15 protein-coding genes are annotated in these 17,547 nt (G+C 53.6%); 4 read left to right on the top strand and 11 right to left on the bottom strand.

The window, feature by feature from the left end:
- Positions 1-13: 13 nt before the first annotated feature.
- Complete coding sequence (locus tag MNODULE_RS21060; RefSeq protein ID WP_168063150.1) at positions 14-1,585, bottom strand: peptide ABC transporter substrate-binding protein; 1,572 nt, start codon at positions 1,583-1,585, stop codon at positions 14-16.
- A 98-nt stretch (positions 1,586-1,683) separates the two neighbouring features.
- On the opposite strand from MNODULE_RS21060, the gene MNODULE_RS21055 reads away from it, so the two are divergent.
- From MNODULE_RS21055 to MNODULE_RS21045, 3 genes are read left to right on the top strand one after another with little or no spacing between them, the layout of a single operon-like run.
- A complete protein-coding gene (locus MNODULE_RS21055) occupies positions 1,684-2,643 on the top strand; it encodes a 2-hydroxyacid dehydrogenase (RefSeq protein ID WP_168063149.1) in 960 nt (319 codons plus the stop codon).
- A gap of 24 nt (positions 2,644-2,667) precedes the next feature.
- Positions 2,668-3,144 carry a hypothetical protein gene (locus MNODULE_RS21050; RefSeq protein ID WP_168063148.1) on the top strand — a complete coding sequence of 159 codons (477 nt, stop codon included), beginning with the start codon at positions 2,668-2,670 and terminating at the stop codon, positions 3,142-3,144.
- Positions 3,145-3,148: 4 nt separating this feature from the next.
- Positions 3,149-5,134 carry an Ig-like domain-containing protein gene (locus MNODULE_RS21045; protein WP_168063147.1) on the top strand — a complete coding sequence of 662 codons (1,986 nt, stop codon included), beginning with the start codon at positions 3,149-3,151 and terminating at the stop codon, positions 5,132-5,134.
- Positions 5,135-5,155: 21 nt separating this feature from the next.
- On the opposite strand, the gene MNODULE_RS21040 is transcribed toward MNODULE_RS21045, so the two are convergent.
- From MNODULE_RS21040 to MNODULE_RS21025, 4 genes are all read right to left on the bottom strand, one after another.
- Positions 5,156-6,121 carry a metal ABC transporter permease gene (locus MNODULE_RS21040; RefSeq protein ID WP_168063146.1) on the bottom strand — a complete coding sequence of 322 codons (966 nt, stop codon included), beginning with the start codon at positions 6,119-6,121 and terminating at the stop codon, positions 5,156-5,158.
- Positions 6,118-6,954, bottom strand: a complete 837-nt coding sequence (locus MNODULE_RS21035) for a metal ABC transporter ATP-binding protein (protein WP_168063145.1) — start codon at positions 6,952-6,954, stop codon at positions 6,118-6,120. Before MNODULE_RS21035 ends, MNODULE_RS21040 begins: the two co-directional genes overlap by 4 nt.
- 2 nt (positions 6,955-6,956) lie before the next feature.
- Positions 6,957-7,373, bottom strand: a complete 417-nt coding sequence (gene nikR / locus MNODULE_RS21030) for a nickel-responsive transcriptional regulator NikR (protein ID WP_168063144.1) — start codon at positions 7,371-7,373, stop codon at positions 6,957-6,959.
- An 82-nt stretch (positions 7,374-7,455) separates the two neighbouring features.
- Positions 7,456-8,490 carry a metal ABC transporter substrate-binding protein gene (locus MNODULE_RS21025; protein WP_202882299.1) on the bottom strand — a complete coding sequence of 345 codons (1,035 nt, stop codon included), beginning with the start codon at positions 8,488-8,490 and terminating at the stop codon, positions 7,456-7,458.
- Positions 8,491-8,935: 445 nt separating this feature from the next.
- Here MNODULE_RS21025 and MNODULE_RS21020 point away from each other — a divergent pair, with 445 nt between their 5' ends.
- Positions 8,936-9,106: a hypothetical protein gene (locus MNODULE_RS21020; RefSeq protein ID WP_168063143.1), complete on the top strand. Its 171-nt coding sequence runs from the start codon at positions 8,936-8,938 to the stop codon at positions 9,104-9,106.
- 94 nt (positions 9,107-9,200) lie between these two features.
- Here the strand turns inward: MNODULE_RS21020 and MNODULE_RS21015 are convergent, their stop codons facing one another.
- From MNODULE_RS21015 to MNODULE_RS20990, 6 genes are all read right to left on the bottom strand, one after another.
- Entirely contained in the window at positions 9,201-10,118 is a 918-nt protein-coding gene (locus MNODULE_RS21015) for a metal ABC transporter permease (protein ID WP_168063142.1), read from the bottom strand.
- Positions 10,111-10,926, bottom strand: coding sequence for a metal ABC transporter ATP-binding protein (locus tag MNODULE_RS21010; protein WP_168063141.1), 816 nt, complete (start codon positions 10,924-10,926; stop codon positions 10,111-10,113). Before MNODULE_RS21010 ends, MNODULE_RS21015 begins: the two co-directional genes overlap by 8 nt.
- 19 nt (positions 10,927-10,945) lie before the next feature.
- Complete coding sequence (locus MNODULE_RS21005) at positions 10,946-11,908, bottom strand: metal ABC transporter substrate-binding protein (protein WP_168063140.1); 963 nt, start codon at positions 11,906-11,908, stop codon at positions 10,946-10,948.
- A gap of 15 nt (positions 11,909-11,923) precedes the next feature.
- Positions 11,924-13,234, bottom strand: a complete 1,311-nt coding sequence (locus tag MNODULE_RS21000; RefSeq protein ID WP_168063139.1) for a hypothetical protein — start codon at positions 13,232-13,234, stop codon at positions 11,924-11,926.
- Complete coding sequence (locus MNODULE_RS20995; RefSeq protein ID WP_168063138.1) at positions 13,235-13,543, bottom strand: hypothetical protein; 309 nt, start codon at positions 13,541-13,543, stop codon at positions 13,235-13,237.
- 172 nt (positions 13,544-13,715) lie between these two features.
- Positions 13,716-17,546 (bottom strand): FG-GAP-like repeat-containing protein, encoded by a 3,831-nt coding sequence (locus tag MNODULE_RS20990; RefSeq protein WP_168063137.1) that lies wholly within the window; start codon positions 17,544-17,546, stop codon positions 13,716-13,718.
- Position 17,547: the final 1 nt, after the last annotated feature.

Here is a 17,547-nt window from a genome sequence, read left to right as displayed (position 1 = left end):
TAACTGAACGGCTTTAACCTCTCTTCTGCACTTTCTTGAGGTAAAGCAGATCCATCGCGTTCACCTCCAATCCCTGAATGGACGGCTTGATCAAAAGATTCTGCGCCGCAAAGAAGAGCGGCATGATCGGCGCCTCTTTCTCGGTCAAGATCCGCTGGGCCTCATCGTAAAGGCCGATCCGTCGGGTTTCATCCGGCTCGCTCGCCGCCTCGGCGATGAGACGGTCGTATTCGGCGTTTTCCCATTGAGTATGGTTGTTTCCGCTCGTGCCGGTGAAGAGGTTCATGAAGTTGTCGGGATCGGGATAGTCGGCCCCCCATCCCAGCCGAAAAATCGACGGGGGATCTTCCCGCAACCGCTTCAGATAAACCTTCCACTCCATGTTATCGAGTCCGACCGTCACCCCTAAATTTCGCTTCCACTGCGCCTGGATGTTCTCCGCGATCAGACGATTGGTCGGATCGGTGTTGAACCCGAGGGTGATCGGCGGCAATCCGGTCCCGCCCGGATAACCTGCCTCCGCCAAGAGGGCCTTCGCTTTTTCCGGATTGAAGCCGAGCCCGATCTTCGGATTGTGCCCGAACATCCCCGCCGGAATCCAGGAAGTCGCCGGGATCTCCCCTCCCTTCAAGATCTGCGGGATCTCGCTCCGATCGACCGCCATCGAGAAAGCCTGTCGCACGCGGGGATCGTTGAAGGGGGCTTTCTGAACATTGAAGCCGTAGTAATAGCCTCTTAAAAAAGGGGCCCGAAGATAGTCGGGGTGGTCTTTGTATCGGGGGATCGCCACCGGGGGAAGGGCGACCCGGTCGAGGTGATCGGTCTCATAGAGTGTCAGCGCGGTCGTATCTTCCTCGACGACATAGAAGATCACCCGGTCGAGCGCCGGACGGCCGCCATGGTATCGCTCATTCGCCTCCAAAATCAGACGGTACTCGTGCCGCCATTCCTTGAGGCGAAAGGGGCCGCAGGTGATGATGTTTTCCGGTTCGGTCCAGCGGTCTCCATATCGCTCGATCACGTCGCGCCTCAGTGGAAAAGTCGCCGTGAAGGTGGTGATCGACGGGAAATAGACCGCCGGCTTTTTCAGATCGACTTGAAGGGTCTTTTCATCGATCGCCTTCACCCCCACCTGATCGGGATCTTTCAGCTCCCCGCTGTTATATTCGACCGCGTTCCGAATGTCGTAGAGGAAATAAGCGTATTCCGACGCGGTTTTCGGATCGAGCAGCCGCTTCCAGGAATATTCGAAGTCATGCGCCGTCACCTGCTTCCCATCGGTCCAGAAGACATCATCTCTTAAGATAAAGAGATAACGAAGTCCGTCGGGCGAAACCGCCCACCCCTTTGCAATGGCCGGTTGGGGTCGAAGCGCCTCGTCATATTCGGCCAGACCTTCCATCAGGTTTTCAAGGACCCGGATCGAAACGTTGTCGGTCGCAAGCGACCAATCGAGCGTCGGCGGCTCCGAGGCGATGTTCATTCTGAATGTCGAGCCGCCGTCGGTCTCTTGATCGGGACGATTCCAAGCAAAAAGGAAAAGAAAGAGAAGAATGAGGGAGGCAAAGAAAGTCAGCTTTTTCATGTCGCCTTATGATAGGACATTTTTATTGGGACGTCAAAGGAGAGGATTTGTCACGCGCCTCTTGTCAAAACGAATGAACTCCGTTATCATCGCCGGTCATGACGCCGACCGTTTTCTTAACCCGCGCCCTTCCCGATCCGGTGATGAAAGAGATCCGACGGCACTTCCGGCTCCGGTACAACCGTGAAGATCGCCCCCTTTCTAAGAAGGAGATCCTTCGCGGCCTCCGCAACGCAGAAGGACTCATTTCGATGTTGAGCGATCCGATCGACCGGGAGATCATCCACGCCGCATCCCGTCTTCGGATCGTCGCCAACTACGCGGTCGGTTATAACAACATCGATTTGATCGCCGCGCGGGAGAGGGGCATCTTCGTCACCAACACACCGGGGGTTCTCACCGAAACGACCGCCGACCTCACCTGGGCTTTAATCCTGGCCGCCGCTCGGCGCCTCCCCGAGGGGGAGCGGCTCGCCCGGTCCGGAAAGTGGACCGGATGGGCCCCAACACAGCTCCTCGGGGGCGATGTTTTTGGAAAAACACTCGGCATCATCGGAATGGGGCGGATCGGACAGGCGGTCGCCAGGCGCGCGATCGGTTTTCAGATGCGGGTCGTTTACCACAACCGTCACCGCTTGCCCGCTCGAGATGAGAAGCGGCTTCGGCTCTCTTTTCTTCCGTTGCCGGATCTCCTAAGGGAATCGGACTTTGTCTCCCTTCACCTTCCGTTGACGAAGGAGTCTCGCCATCTGATCGACCGAAAGGCCCTCCGGCGCATGAAACCGACGGCATTCCTGATCAACACCGCGCGCGGACCGATCGTCGACGAAAAGGCACTGATCGACGCGCTCCATCAGAAAAAGATCGCGGGGGCCGGTCTCGATGTCTTCGAAGAAGAACCAAGCCTCCCCCGGGCATTGCGCGAGAGAGATGAAGCCGTACTTCTCCCCCACCTCGGCTCCGCCTCCCTGGAAACCCGCATCCGAATGGGGCGGATCGTCCTGGAAAATTTGGTCGCCGCCCTAACCGGGAAGAAACCGCCAAATATGGTAAACTAGAAACTAAATTTGGAAGGGTGAACCATGTTTTATCACAAGATTGTCCTTTGGATCTTCGCTGCTTTCCTTTTTGTGATGACGATCACTCCCCCCGCCTGGGCGATTAAACCCCGCCCGCCGTTGCAGCTCTCCCTTCAGCAGATCCCCCTTTCCGGAGGGCAGAGCCAGCTGATGATGATTGCGAGGGCCAATGTCGATATCAGCCATGTCGATCTTTCTCTTGAGCTCCCGCTCGGCCTTTCACTGGTTGAAGGAGAGGAAGAGTGGGAGGGTCCGTTGAAAAAGGGGGAGACGAAACAGATCGAGTTAATTGTTCAAAGCCCGAATAAGGCCCCCCATCAAGTGACCGGCAAGGCCGTCATCGAATTAACCGCAGGAGAAAAGTTTGTGGAAAAGGCGACCCTGACCCTCAATGAAGCAAAAAAAGACTCGCCGCGCCGCCCCCCCTCCGTCAAGCGGAAAGAAGGGGGAGAGACCATTCTCCAATTCAAAGGGAAATGAGATCATGCTCAATCGAACCCACCTTCAGGCTGCGCTAGGACTCTGCCTTTTTCTTTTATCCGCCTGCGGCGGCGGAGGCGGCGGCAGTGGATCCGGAACCGCCACCCAAATCGTGATTACCCCTGAACAAGGAAACCTGATCGTGGGGGAGACGCGATCTTTCTCCGCGGTCGCGCTCACCTCCTCCGGAAAAGAAGTAGACAATGTCTCTTTTAGCTGGCAGTCACTCGATCCCACCGTCGCCGGCATCGATTCAAACGGCGTAGCCACCGGGAACGAGATTGGCGTTGCGATCATTGCGGTCACCGGAACGTACAAATCCGGAAATATCACCAAAACCGTCAGCGGAAGCGCGATGGTCGGCGTGCTCAGCCCCAACTCCGGCCAGAGCAATCTCACCTTCTCCGGAACAGTCCAATATGAAGATCGGCCCTACGATATGGAAGGGTTCACCGGCGACACCGAGTTTTTGCCGGTCCGGGGAACTGTCGTCAATCTCGTGGCGATCGACGGCTTCGCCACAATCGCCACCGGTGTCACGGATAATGACGGTAACTTTAGTTTTCCCAATACAGATTTTCCTGTGATCGACAACTCCGGCCGGCGGGCAGGTATCTATATCGAGGTTGTTTCCAAAACGGAACCGAACAATCCAACCCGAATTGAGATCCGAAACAATCCGGACGAAGAAGCCCTTCTCTCTTTGATCTCATCCGGGTTCGACGACAGCAGCGGAACCACTTTCACCAATCTTGAGGTCACCGCCACCGTCGATTCCGGCGTCGGCGGCCTTTTCAATATCCTCGACGTCTTCTCGATGTCGAGCGAATTCATCCAGCAGGACGGAGGCCTCTGCAAGCCGCCGGCGACCGTCCCCTGCGTCCCTCCCCTTCTGGTGGCTTACTGGGAACCCGGGAGTTCGGAGGGAAGTTTCTATGACGATCAACTCGACGCCATTTTTATTTTAGGAGGCGGAGATGCGGACGGAGATCACGACGAATACGACGATTCCGTCATCGCTCACGAATACGGCCACTTCGCCGTTCGTCACTTCTCCATAGACGATTCTCCCGGCGGAGCGCATTTCATCACCGACAATAAACAAGATATCCGGTTGAGCTGGTCGGAGGGCTGGGGAAATTTCTTCTCCAGCGCCGTTCGGAACAACCCCGTCTATGTAGATACGTCGACGGGGGGCTCTTTCTCATTCAATCTCGAGGATTACTCCTCCGCACCCGCGCCGTCAACCCTCAACAGCGTCGCCATTTATACCACCAGCGAGATCGCCGTCACCGGCGTTCTTTGGGACCTATTTGACGATTCGGCCACGCTGGTCTCTCCCGTAATTGAGTCCCATGACCAAATCGCCCTCGGTTTTGAGCCGATCTGGCAGACGCTCCTTCAATTTACCGATGCCGTACCGGCAACGATGGAGACATTCTGGCTGCAATTCGAATCGAGCTATCCCGGCTCGGCCGCCGCCCTCCAATCGATCATGGTGGAGCGAAAGATGGACCTCTTCGCCGACGCTTCCGAGACGAGCGGTCAAACCCCCGAAGAAACCGCATTGACCGAAAATGGCGCCGCACAGGAACATACCCTTTATCAAACCTCCCCCGCTGCTGCAGCAGGTGACGAAGATGTCATCCCCTTCTCCGTGACAGCGGGAATGAAGTACACGCTGGAAACCGTGAACCTCGCGAACGGAGCCGATACTTATCTCTTCATCACCGATTCCCCAAATTCCAGCACGCCGCTGTCCGGGTTGCAAAACGATAATCGAAACGGCCGGAATCATCAGAACTGCGGCACCAATCTCTTCACAGGAAACAGCACCTGCCCCAACAATGACCAGACCACCCTCTCTTCATCGATTAACTGGACGGCCAGCAATACAACTACCCTTTATGCGCATGTCCAGCGCTCTCCGAATGCTCCTCCGTCAGCAGGACTTCTCGGATCGTATGACATTCAATTAAAGAAAGAGTAGTCGAATTATCTGACCGTCGATTCAGCGCGACTCGGGAGGTTCCCCCTTGTGATGGGCGGATGTTTTTTGGTGGGAATGTTCGTGGACGTGTTGAAGGCCGCCGTGGTCGTGCGGATGGTCGTGCGCCGGGGCAGGCTCAACCGGTGCGATCGACTCCTTCCGGGTGGAAAAGCCGCTCTCCTTGATCAAATGATAAGCATAGGCGATCATGAAAAAGAGCGCGGCGACTAGGACAATCGTCGCTCCCGATGAGACATTGAAATAGAAGCTCGAATACATTCCGACGACGCCGCAAAGAAAACCGATCAGGGTCGAAAGAAAAACCATCTTGTTGAAGCTGTCGGTGACAAGGCGGGAGGCGACCGCCGGGAAGACGATCGCCGCGGCGATCATCGTGACCCCCATCACCTGCATCGAGACGATGATCGTCGCCGCCAGCATCAGCGAGAAAAGCGATTCGACCCACCCCGTCGGAACCCCGTAAATCCGCGCCACCTCCGCATCGAACGTCGTGAAGAGAAACTGCCGGTAGAAAATAAAAATCAGCAGGCCGGAAATCGCGGTGACGGCGGCGATCGCCCAGAGATCCTGCGTCGTCACGCCGAGAATGTTCCCAAAGAGCGCGGCTTCGAAGTTTTTCGTGAAGCGGCGGTATTGGCTAATGATCGCCACACCGATTGCGAAGCTCGCGGTCGTCACGACGCCGATGGCGGCGTCGGCGCCGATCTTTTTCCGGCGGGTCACCATGTTGATCAAAAGGGCCGAGAGAAATCCCCACAATCCGGCCCCGAGATAAAAATTCCAGTTCATCACATAACTCACCACGGCGCCGCCGAAGACCGCGTGGGAAAGCCCATGCCCGATGTAGCTCATCCTTCTTAGAACGATGTAAACGCCGATCAGTCCGCAGATCGCGCCGACCAGCGAGGCGGCAATCAAACCGTGAACAAAAAATTCATATTGAAGGGGGGCCGTTACGAAATTCAATGGGGTCCTTGGGCTGAAGAATGATTCTGTTTCTTGAAGTGCAATCCGGCCTTTGGGCTGTCGTCCACCAGGATGACATCCCCCTGGCGGACCACCGACATCTCCGAATCGTAGGTTCTGGAGAGAATGGCCGAGGTGAAAATCTCTTCGGGATACCCTTGTGCAATAATGATCTGGTTGAAGCAGATGACCCAGGGAAGATGCCGCGCGACGGCGTTCAGGTCGTGCGTCGTCAAGAGGATGGTGACCCCGCTTCGATTCAACTCTCCGAGCAGATGAAGGATGGCATGTTGGGTTTTCAGATCGACGCCGGAGGTCGGCTCGTCCAGGATCAAGAGTTTCGGATTTCCGACCAACGCCCGCGCCAGGAAAACCCGCTGCTGCTCGCCCCCCGACAACGCCTTGATATGCCGATGCGCGTAGGCGCCGATGCCGAGCTGTTCGAGCAACGCGTGAATCCGGGCGCGCTCCGCTCCGGTCAGCCAGGGAAGACGTGACGACTCCCGGTAGAGTCCCATCGCCACGACCTGCTCTACCGTGACGGGGAAGTCCCAATCGACCGTCTCAATCTGCGGAACATATCCGACGTGAGGCAGGCTCTGCTCGGAAACCTGCGTTCCCGATACGGAGACCGAACCGGAAAGAATCGGAACGATCCCTAAGATGGCCTTGAGGAGGGTCGACTTTCCGGTCCCGCTCGGACCGACCAAGCCGGCGAATTGTCCGGGGTAAAGCTGAAGGGTGAGATTTTGAAAAACAGTTTTTTTGGGATAACCGCAGGTCACTGCCTGGAGCGAAACCAGTGCTTTCTCGCCGTTTGGATGAGCGGACATTTCTAGCTGAGGTCCTTCCCGGTCGTCGTGGCGGTCAGCTTTCCATGTTTGACCCCTTTGGTGGAGATCAAGGAATCGGCAATCTTCCTGATCTCTCCGGCCCGTCCCCTCACCACCAGCACCTCCAGGCAACGATGTTCGTCGAGATGGATATGAAGGGTCGACCGGATCAACTTTGAATAGAGGTGCTGGAGATCGGTCAATTTTTCCATCAACTCATGGACGCCGTGATCGTAGACGATGGTGATCGTCCCGATCGTCTCCTTGTTTTCGTCCCACTCCTGCTCGACCAGATGATCCCGAATCAAATCGCGCAGCGCCTCGGAACGGTTGGTGTATTTTTTCTCCTCGATCATTTCATCGAATTGTTTTAACAGACCGGCATCCATCGAGACGCCGAATCGAACCAAATTCGCCACGGAAGACCCCCTTCAGAAAGATAACACTTTTTCTGAGAGTGTGCTATAAAACGTCTGAAATGTCAAGGGATTTGGTGCGCTTTTACGGAAGGTTTCGCGCGTCGATTCCGTTTAGTGCGTCCCCTTTCCCGCCCAGCACCGAGGCCATCGTCTGAACGTTTTCCACCATCATCCCGAGATAAGTATGCTCCGGGGCCTCTAATGGTCCGGGAAGATCATCGTCCCGGAGGGTCGAGACGAACTTCACCCCCGCCTCCTTCCCGATCTGATCGAGAATCTTGCTTGGAAAAACCTCGGAGCCGAAGATCGCCGGGACTTTTTCCGCCTTCAGCTGATCGATCAGCCGAGCCATCTCCCTCGGGGAGGGCTCCGAAAAAGAGGACGGTTGTATGGCGCCGATCACCGTGCAGCCGTAACGGGGGCAGAAATAGGCCCAGGAGTCATGATAGGTCAAGAGTTTCCGGTTCTTCGCGGGAATCGTTTCCATCACCTTGAAAATCGCCTCGTCCAGCTTCTTCAATCGGGCAAGATACTCCGCCGCCCGCTTCTCATAGTAGGCTTTCCCCTCGGGATCAAGCGAGGTCAGCGCATCGCGGACCAGTTCGGTGTAGCGCATCGTATGGGCCACGCTCAGCCAGAGATGAGGGTTCGGATTTCCCTCCGATTCCGGGAAACTGAAATCAAACACCCATTCTTTCTTGCCGATCGTGTTGTCTCCCAGCTTGAGGACCTTCGCCGTCTTTTTCTTGTTCGCATTCGCCAGGGCCTCCGTCGGCACCTCCAGCGTCAGGCCGTTGAAGATCAAAAGGTCGGCCTGTGCAAGGTATTTGATGTCGGAAGGGGCCGGCTCGAAGGTATGCGAATCGGTCCCCTCCGGGACGATTCCGTGCAGATCGATCCGATCCCCGCCGATGTTCTTCACGATGTTGGTGATCGGAGCGACGGTGGTGACTACTTTCAACTTGCCGGCCGCCACAGCGTCCGTCGTAATTAGAATGAAAAGCAGCATCAAAGCGGGGAAAAAGCTTCCCACGAACGTTTGGTGAACACCGATCGACCCTCGGCTACTTATTGTATTTTCCGGAATGTTTTTAAAAGGGGTTGCTCCTTTGATCATGATCTCTCCGTTGGCTAAAATAAAGTGGTCCTCGTCCTCTAATATAGATCGACCCCGACTTTTCCATTTTACCTCAATCCTCGTTTTTAGAGCATTGCCGATGTATGCCTTCTAACATGCCCCTTTTTCAAAGTCAACTCAGACGATTACCATCATGAGGCGAATCATTCGGGGAAGGATTTCATTTGGTCGATAAGATTAGGAGGCACTCGGAAGTGATTCAGAAACGTGAGTAGATCCGATATTTACAAAAAGGACATCGTCCCTGTGGGGAAAGACCCTTCGGATCTTCGGGATTGGGACCGCTCATGACCAGACCTTTCCGCACCTCTTGGCTCCAATCGCAATAAGATGCTACAATCTCAGAGAGGCAAAAAAATCGCTTTACGACAAAAAAGCCGGTTCGGCGGAAACCATCTCTGGCAGTTCATATAAGGAGGATCACATGCAGGACCAATCTCATCAACATGCCGCGATGAAGCATAACCACCCGCATCGTCCAGATGAACATCACAAGCATGATCAAGAAAAGAGTGAGCATTCACACGATCACGAGCACCAGCCGATGACGCATAGCCATGCTCATGATCACAACGAACCGCACCATCAACATTAATGCTCTGACCCGCAGGGGGGACCGGCGTCGAGCCGGAGTCCCCCTTTTTTCTTTGATGGGTCGACACCGAGGGCTCACACCCTTCCACAAAGCGTCAGGGCCCGAGCCCTCTTTTGAGGATCCCTGGGATCAAGAAAAACCCAGCCGCTCCAAGCATTGCCGGGCCGGTCGGCAACGAGTAAACAAATGAGAGATAAAATCCAATCGCCGCCGAAAGAACGCCGAAGATCATCGACAGCGAAAATGCGATCTTCAAACGATCAGTCAGCATCAACGCCGAGGCAGCCGGCATGACTAGGAACGAGAAAACCGGCAGGGCGCCGATCGCCGCGATCGAGACCGAGATCGTAAATGCCAAGGTAACGAAAAGAAGCTGGTTCAGCAAGCGGACATTCGACCCGGTCGCCTGCGCCGTCTCCGGGTCAAAAGAGATATAAACAAAACGCTTATAGAGCAGAAAGTGAATCGAAAAGACTCCGACGAGTGTCCCGGCAAGCAGCCAGAGATGACGCTCCGGGACGAAGATGACATTTCCAAAAAGAATATTCTCAATATCATGGGTCTCGGCCGCCAGCTTATCGAGGATCAGGAAAACGAGTCCCGCCGGTAAGGCATATCCGATGCCGAGGATACTCTCCCGCGTCAGCTTCTTCTCACCGACCTGTACCGCCAGAATCGAGGCGGTTACACAACCGAAGAAGAGCGAGGAGAGAAGCGGCCCGTTCACGATCCCCTCTTCCGCCGGAAGCAACCCGGCGGAAGCAGCCCCGCTCCCCAGAAGAGCACTTCCGAGAAAGAAGAAGGCAATCCCGAGTGAGGAGATCTGGGAGAGCGCTGCCGAGACGAAGACGATCCGTTTTAAGATCACGTAGATGCCGAGATATCCGGCCAACAGGGCGACCATGATCGAGGCGACGACTCCGCTCTGAAGGATGGGGAGGGCCTCCCAAAAGGTCAATCCGCCGTTTTCCGCCAGAAGAAGTCTGCCGATGATCGGGATTGACTCAAGCATGTTCGTGATCCCCCTGCCCGCCATGTTCGTGATCACCCTTCCGATCGGGATGGTCGTGATCGCTGTGGCGATGGACGAAGAAGTACTTATGTCCGTGGAGGAGATGCGCGTCGATATCGAGCTGATAGATCTCTTTGAGCGTGGCGTTCGTCAGCAACATCTCCGTGTCGCCGATTTTCACCGTCTGATTCTCACGGTGGATGATAATCAGCTTATGGGCATAATTCGAGATCAGATTAAGCATATGGGTGATCATCACCAACGATAACCTCGCCTCTTTGTGAAGGTCGAGGAGGAGCTGCATAATGGTGCTCTCCCCGGCGATGTCCATTCCATCGGTCGGCTCATCTAAGACCAAAATATCAGGCTCGCCTGCGAGTGCACGGGCGATGAGTGTTCGTTGCTTCTGTCCTCCTGAGAGCGCCCGATACGGTTTGTTTACCTGAGACGTCATCCCGACCTTTTCGATGAAATGTGCAGCAAGATCGTGATCTTTCTTCTCCAGCCGACCCGGCAGTCCAAGAAATGGATATCGCCCCATCAGAACCACATCACGGACGGTCACCGGAAAGATGTCATCGATCACCCCCCGTTGGGGGACATAGCCGAACCGGACCCCGGGCGCCCGTTCCACCACCCCTCCCAAGGGAGGAATAATTCCCAAGAGTGTCTTGACAAGGGTGGTCTTGCCGGCCCCGTTCGGTCCGACGACCCCCCAGAAATCTCCGCGATCAATCGAGACGTTAATTTCAGAGAGAATCGGGGTGCGTCGATAGCCGATTGTTAAATCTTTCGCTGAAACCTGCATTCATTTTTTCCGGTTGAACTCATTGAATACCCTTCAACGTGTCCGTGAGTTTACCATAGACCACCTCAAAGAGGTCGAAGTAGTCTTTCACGCCGACATCCTCCCCCACCGACGAGGGAAGAACGAGATGGGTTGCGCCGGTTTGCTTTGCGACTTCTTTCGGAAGACGAAGATTCTGCCACGGGGAGGTGACGATCAAAGGAATTTTTTGAGCTTTCATCTTCTGAATCAGGGAAGCCATCTCCGCGGCACTGGGCGGAATGGTCTCACGCGGCTCAATGTAGCCGGCGTGTTTTAAGCCATGACGTTTGATCAGGTAAATCCAATCCCGGTGGTAACTCACCAGGGGGGTCCCTTTGAATGGCTCCATCATCGCATCCCACTTTGCGATCCGCTCTTTCAGGGCACTCTGAAATTGGGTTAGATTCGCTTGGTAGAAGTCCGCATTTCTCGGATCAATTTCGGCCAATTTATTGGCAATGTTCTGGGCCACAATCAGACCGTTCGCAGGATCGAGCCAATAGTGGTGATTCCCCCGAACGACCGATACCTGCCCTCCCCCCGCCGACTGCGTTCCGGCGATAATATTGGTTGTGAAAAAGGGGGTGCTCAACAATTCTTCCGGGGAGTAAGGGATGAGCTCGACCCCCTCCGACGGATTCAGATAGCCCGGCGCTCCTTCCAGTATTTCAGAATTTCTGGCATTTGTCAGCGCGGTCGGAAGCCAGGCGAGCTCCATATCTTGACCATTGACGATTAGAAGATCCGCCCGATTGAGCATAACCGCGAGATTCGGCTTCAGCTGGATGGCGTGGGGGTCCTGGGACGCCAGCGTGAGACTCTTGACGTCGGCTTTATCCTGTGCGATCGCTTTCACAATCGCGGCATCTTGGGGAAAGCTGGTCACGATATTCAGCTTTGCCCAAGACGGAGCGGCTCCCAAAAAGATTAAAGCGAAGATTCCCAAAATGGTCTTTTTCATGCCGATACTCCTTTACTAGAATAGATTGTAAAACTTGCCCAACCCCGGCGTGACCGTTCCGCCGCCGATATTGAATTGGACATAAAAGACGTCATAGTCTTCATCCGCGCCGGATTGATCAGTATGATTATATTGGAAGCTGATCCGGCTGACAGGGTTGATGTAATACCGGAGACTGGCGGTATAACGGGCCTGTCGGTCTTCGTGCCCCCTCGGGATGCCGACATAATCAAAGCGGCCATCGACCTCCCAATAGTAAGAGAATCGATAAGCTAGTTCCGTATACATACCGCCGATTGTATCATCCTCCATGACCGTACTTACAACCTGGCTTTCAAGATCGACCCCAGGGGCGCGGGTGGAACGGTCGAGCGCCAATACCACCGGATTTTCCCGTTTGCCTGCCAAATACTCGGTTGTCCATCGAACATACGGGCTGTATGGAGCCGGCTTCCATTGATACGTAAAATCGGCGCCGTAGAGGATGGTTCGGTCGCCCAAACCTGCGTCGATTGCGAGCGGATTAAAGCCAGGATCAGCAAAGTCCATTGTGTTGCTCTTATTCTTTCCCGTCGCAAAAGAGGCTCCGAACTCCAGGTTGGAATTGAGGGTCAGATCAAAGAAGGTCGTTGCCCGGCTAAAGAAAATAAACTCATTGGCGCTCACATCCCCCGCCACCTCATCCCATTCACCTGGGAAGGTACGATCGAAATTTCCGACCGGACCCCGCATCAGCGCAGCCGATAACTCCAGAAAGACTGGCGTCGGCGGCTGCCAGTTGAATTCAAGCCCCACATTGTGAACTCCGTCGACGCCGAGGAAGAAGGTGGAGATCAGTGGAGGATCGGCAAAGGCCCATTCATGGTCGTGATACTGGTTTAGCTTCATGAAATTGACCCGAAAGATTCCGGTTTTCGCCTGAAGGGAAAAAGGTAATTTATGAAAGAGGATAAATGCCTCTTCAATTGCAGCCTCATCCTGTGCAAATGCCGTAAAGAGCGCCCACTTACACGGAAGGTTGGCATAGAGAATAAAGCAATCCTGAGAGAAAGCCAAATCGAAACTGGTCACGGATAAACCTTCAAATTGACGATCACCCAGCTTGATCGGATTGACCCCTTCCTCATAGTTCGTGAAATTCCCATAAACGATATTGGCCGTCCAGGAGACATCGACCAAGCCATACCGACTTAGGCTGACCCCTTTGGTGTGGGCTTCTGCAGAGGGCGCCTTAGAAATAAAAACGCCGAGCATCAGAACAACCAAGAAGATCTTCCACCCAGACAGAGAGCGACACATCCTCTCTTTTTTGGGAAATTGGGACATTTATTCCTCCTCTGTTTGTATTGGTTCTCTATCATGCATTACATGCCTTTTTTTTCCATTCAACGAATTCTTTTCTTCTAAAGAATCGCATGAATGAAGCAAATCGTGTTCTGAAGAATGTTGGTGCTCTGCTGCCTCATGGGTATGTTCATGGAGATGGTTAGGATCGCTAGAGGGTGGCGCTTCATGATGATCATGGCCATTGAACCCTTCAGGGTGGGTGTGGTGATGATGCATATCGTCTGAATGAGCATGCGTGTGAGTGACCTTTTTATGGTAATGGCGATGATAGAATTCGTCACAAGACATCAATTCCTCCGATTTCATCTGTCGATCTAGGTGATACGATAATTATAACCTTATCTATACCATGCTACTTTTAAAAATATAATAGCACTAAAAGGAGAAATGTCAAGAAGAAATTAAGCTACGGTCGACAAATATAAAGGGAGTTTTATAATGAAAATGAGGCAATAAGCCCTTATTGGCAGGGTTGACCAGGAAGGTCCCAACACAATCTTACGATATATTCGCCGTTTGCATCGATATCGAATGAATAACTCCCGGAGTTCGCATCCGATTTTGTTTGCACATCCATTCCCAACACCTGGATATTGACCGCTCCGACGGGAACACCGGCGGGCGGCGGTCCCACAGGGTCATAGGTAACCCCGTTAATCGACACCACAGAGGGCAACAGTGAAAGCGCCCGAAGCTTCGTATAAGAGACTGCATCCGGAATCGAATCGAGGATGTTATTCCCCACTCCCCCATTAGTCGCACGGACGATAACCAGTCCGGGCGGAACGTTAAAAATAACAAATCCACCGTTAAATCCAACCCCGGCGGAAGTCGCGCTCAGACTCTCATCAACTTGCCCCGCACTATCCAGGTAGCGAACCTCTCCGACCCTTGCCCCATTCATATCCCGTGCTTCCAGCGAGATACCTCCGACCGGATTCTCACGTCCCAATAAGGTCCCAATATGAGAGCCAACAACGACAAGATCAAAGAGCCCATCTCTGTCCTGGTCGGAAAGTAAAATTTTCTCCGGCGTTGTCAACGGCGCCTCGAGTGCAATCGGGTCGGAAAGAGTGAATGTCCCGTCCCCGTTCCCAAAGAGGACCAAAACAGAATTATCGGCCTGACGCGTGATGGCCAAATCCGCCCGCCCATCCCCGTTGAACTCCCCGACGCTGATAGAGGAAGGGTCATTTCCTATCGCAATGGACGGAACGAAGTTCTGATTTGCATCGGCTAACCGATCGAACCCTCCGCTGGTATTCCCGATGAAGATTGTTAGGACATCTGTGTTTTTGTCGATAACGGCCAAATCCAAACGGGCGTCGGAGTTAAGATCCACTAACGCCATGGACTCGGGTTGACTGCCGCTTCCGACCGAGACGGAGATTGGTGAACCGGTGTTTGGGTCGCTCAACGGTTGGAAAGTTCCATCGGTGCTTCCCAGCAAAACGGTGATTGTTCCGCTTCCTGAATTAGAAATGGCCATATCCATCCGCTGGTCCTGATTGAAATCGCCGGCGATAATCGCCTTCGGCGCATTTTCGACTCCATTTTGAACGATGCTGGTATTCTGGACAATGGGGTGGAAAGTGCCGTTCCCGTTGCCCAACAAGACAATCACGGAGTTGTCTCCTTCATTCACAACAGCGATATCCGCGAAAGTGTCTGAATCAAAAAAACCTGCAACCACCGCAATAGGGGCACTCAGTGGGTGGGGGTTTATTTCCTGCTGCTCGGCATCGACGATCGGTTTATCAACAGCAACGAAGTTCCCATTCTTATCCCCCCTGAGGACAGTGATCGAATCGTCGTCTCGATTTGTAATCACCAAATCCGCGCTTCCATTTCCATCAAAATCCGCCACGGCAATTGCGGAAGGATTATCTTCAATTCCATCGGTAATGATGCTGGGATTACCGAAGGCACCGTCCACACTTTCCGATCCAAAAAGCACGGTCACTGTTCCAGGCGTTCCCGGATTTGTAATCGCGATGTCCAGAATGGCATCTTGATTAAAAAACCCAAGCGCGGCGGCGTGAGGGCCCGCTCCAAGGGCTGTCGAAGAAATCTCTTGGGAAAAACTGCTCCGAATCGTCGTCCCGACAATCAACCCGTTGGCGCTGCTCTGTGCAATTCCTGCTTGGGTTGCCGCGTCACCGATCTGTGCACGAGAGATGGAGAAAAGATCGAGATTCTTTGAGCTGAGTACCCCGGTGCGAGGGAAAAAATTATAGGTGTCGTAGGAACCGTCTTTTTCCGTCTTGATGATAAACCGGCCAAAAGATTCCAAGGTTCCCTGATAATCGCCATTACCATCCGCCGAGATGACATCACTCCTGCCAACGGCCCTCCATTGAGACCCGACGACGGAGGCGCCTGCTGAATCCTTTATTGTCCCTGAGACAGTCACCCGTGACGGGATGACTTTTGTCATGACGAATTCGAAATAGGTCACCCCGTTTGGATAGACATAAAGAGTCGCATTACCGGAGTCTTCCCCGGAGATGACAGAGAGATTCACCATCCCGGGAGGCACATTGGGAATACGGAAAATGCCATCGGATGAGGTAATTTCCCCCCCTGCAATTGGATTTCCATTGAGATCAGTAATCCTCAGGGTCACATTCTCAGCCGTCTGGCCCGTTCCCTGATCGATTAAGAGTGTGTAGATTTCTCCCAGGGCAGGATTCGTCGTAGTGGAAGGCGGGCTAATGATAAAATTTTGTTTTGTCTCTGTATCGGTCATGGTGAAGATTTCATAGGTATCGGCATGTCCGGCTTCTGATATTTTGGCCCGGTATGCTCTTCCGCCAATAAGTGTATCATCAACCTCATAGTCGCCCGCTGAATCACTTGAGTATGTTTGGGGGGTGATCCCCAAGAAGGTTAATTGCGCCCCGGATACCGAGGCCGAGCTGGCTGCATCGATAATGCTTCCGGAGAGGTCTTGAGCGGTATTTGTTCCCGAGTTCGTGACGTTTTGTACAAATACCACCCCCGGAAAAGAGGGAACGATCATTCCGCCGCTGGAGCTGCTGGTGGCCCCTCCCGATCCAAGGGTCACTTTTGTGAAATAGCTTACAAATATTTCTCCGGGCGGAACGTTATAAATAAAGAAAAGTCCATTCGTGGAGGTTTGATCGGTATCGCTTGTAACCTCACAACTGCCGCGAGACCCATCGACATAAACAATCACTGTGCCGGATGCAGAAAGATCATTTCCAGCCGCATCCCTGACAGAGAGTTTGGCACAATGTTGCGGCGTTCCATCTCCTCCGGTCACTCGTCCGGTGATAATCCCTTTATCGGGATCGACCGGAACTCCTCCCTCAGAGGCAATCTCGGCAATGTAACTGTTCGAATAAGTGGATACGGTTTTTGTAACATCTTGAATATTGGTCGCCGCTTGGAAAGGAGTTGTGTTCAGAGAATGGTATGAATCCCAATAACCCGATTTACTTACATTTAAGAGGTAATTACCATTGGTCCCGATGGAGATAAATGAATAAAGGCCGTTTGCATCGCTGGTGGTCGTTAATCCCGGATCCGTTGTCCCCAAGACAGATACGGTTGCCTCAGGAACGGCTGTCGATTCATCCTTCGCCTCAATCACGCTTCCGGTGACGCCGACGGTCGAAATGGCGATCGGAATAACTTGAAGCTTTCCGACGGAGATTTTATTGGCAAAGACTTTGATACGGGCACTGCCTCTTCCTCCCCGCGATGCCCACAAATAGACTTCTCCCGGAGGAAGGTTGAAAATTGTGTATGTCCCGGCGACGGAAGTCCCCCTGTTATTCGAGAAATCGGGAACCCCTCCCGGACTGTTGTAGTAAACGCTTCCCTTGATGCAGATATTATCAAACGAGATATTCTCTGCGGGGCAGATGAACCCATCCGGAAGCACAAGATTATTCCCCACCTTTTTCCCTTCCATCCGAATCGCCAGAAGATTCCCATCTGCATCGGTCACTTTTAATGCAATGTCTTGAACAGGACTTCCATTGGAAAGCACGAGTCCACTCACCGTGCCGAGGCCGAGTAACTGCTGGTCCTGAGCCGCTGCAAGGAGGGTTAAAAGATCGGCGGCAGAGATGATTTGAAGATTGCCGTCGGGATTGCCTCTGGAGATTGGGCCGGCGCCCGTTTTGAAGTCGAAAAGATAGGTCTCTGAAAAGGGAACATCACGAATACCGGTCGATCCGGGCCCGCCGGGGAAGGTTTGCGAATTGCAACCGACAAAAGCAAGGGCTATAAAATTGATAAACCATGTAACGAGCGTACGCATA

Origin of the sequence: Candidatus Manganitrophus noduliformans (assembly GCF_012184425.1) — a bacterium.
In the GTDB taxonomy this organism is placed as follows: domain Bacteria; phylum Nitrospirota; class Nitrospiria; order SBBL01; family Manganitrophaceae; genus Manganitrophus; species Manganitrophus noduliformans.
The sequence above is the reverse complement of the archived record's forward strand: the minus strand, read 5'-3'. Positions and strand labels throughout refer to the sequence as shown.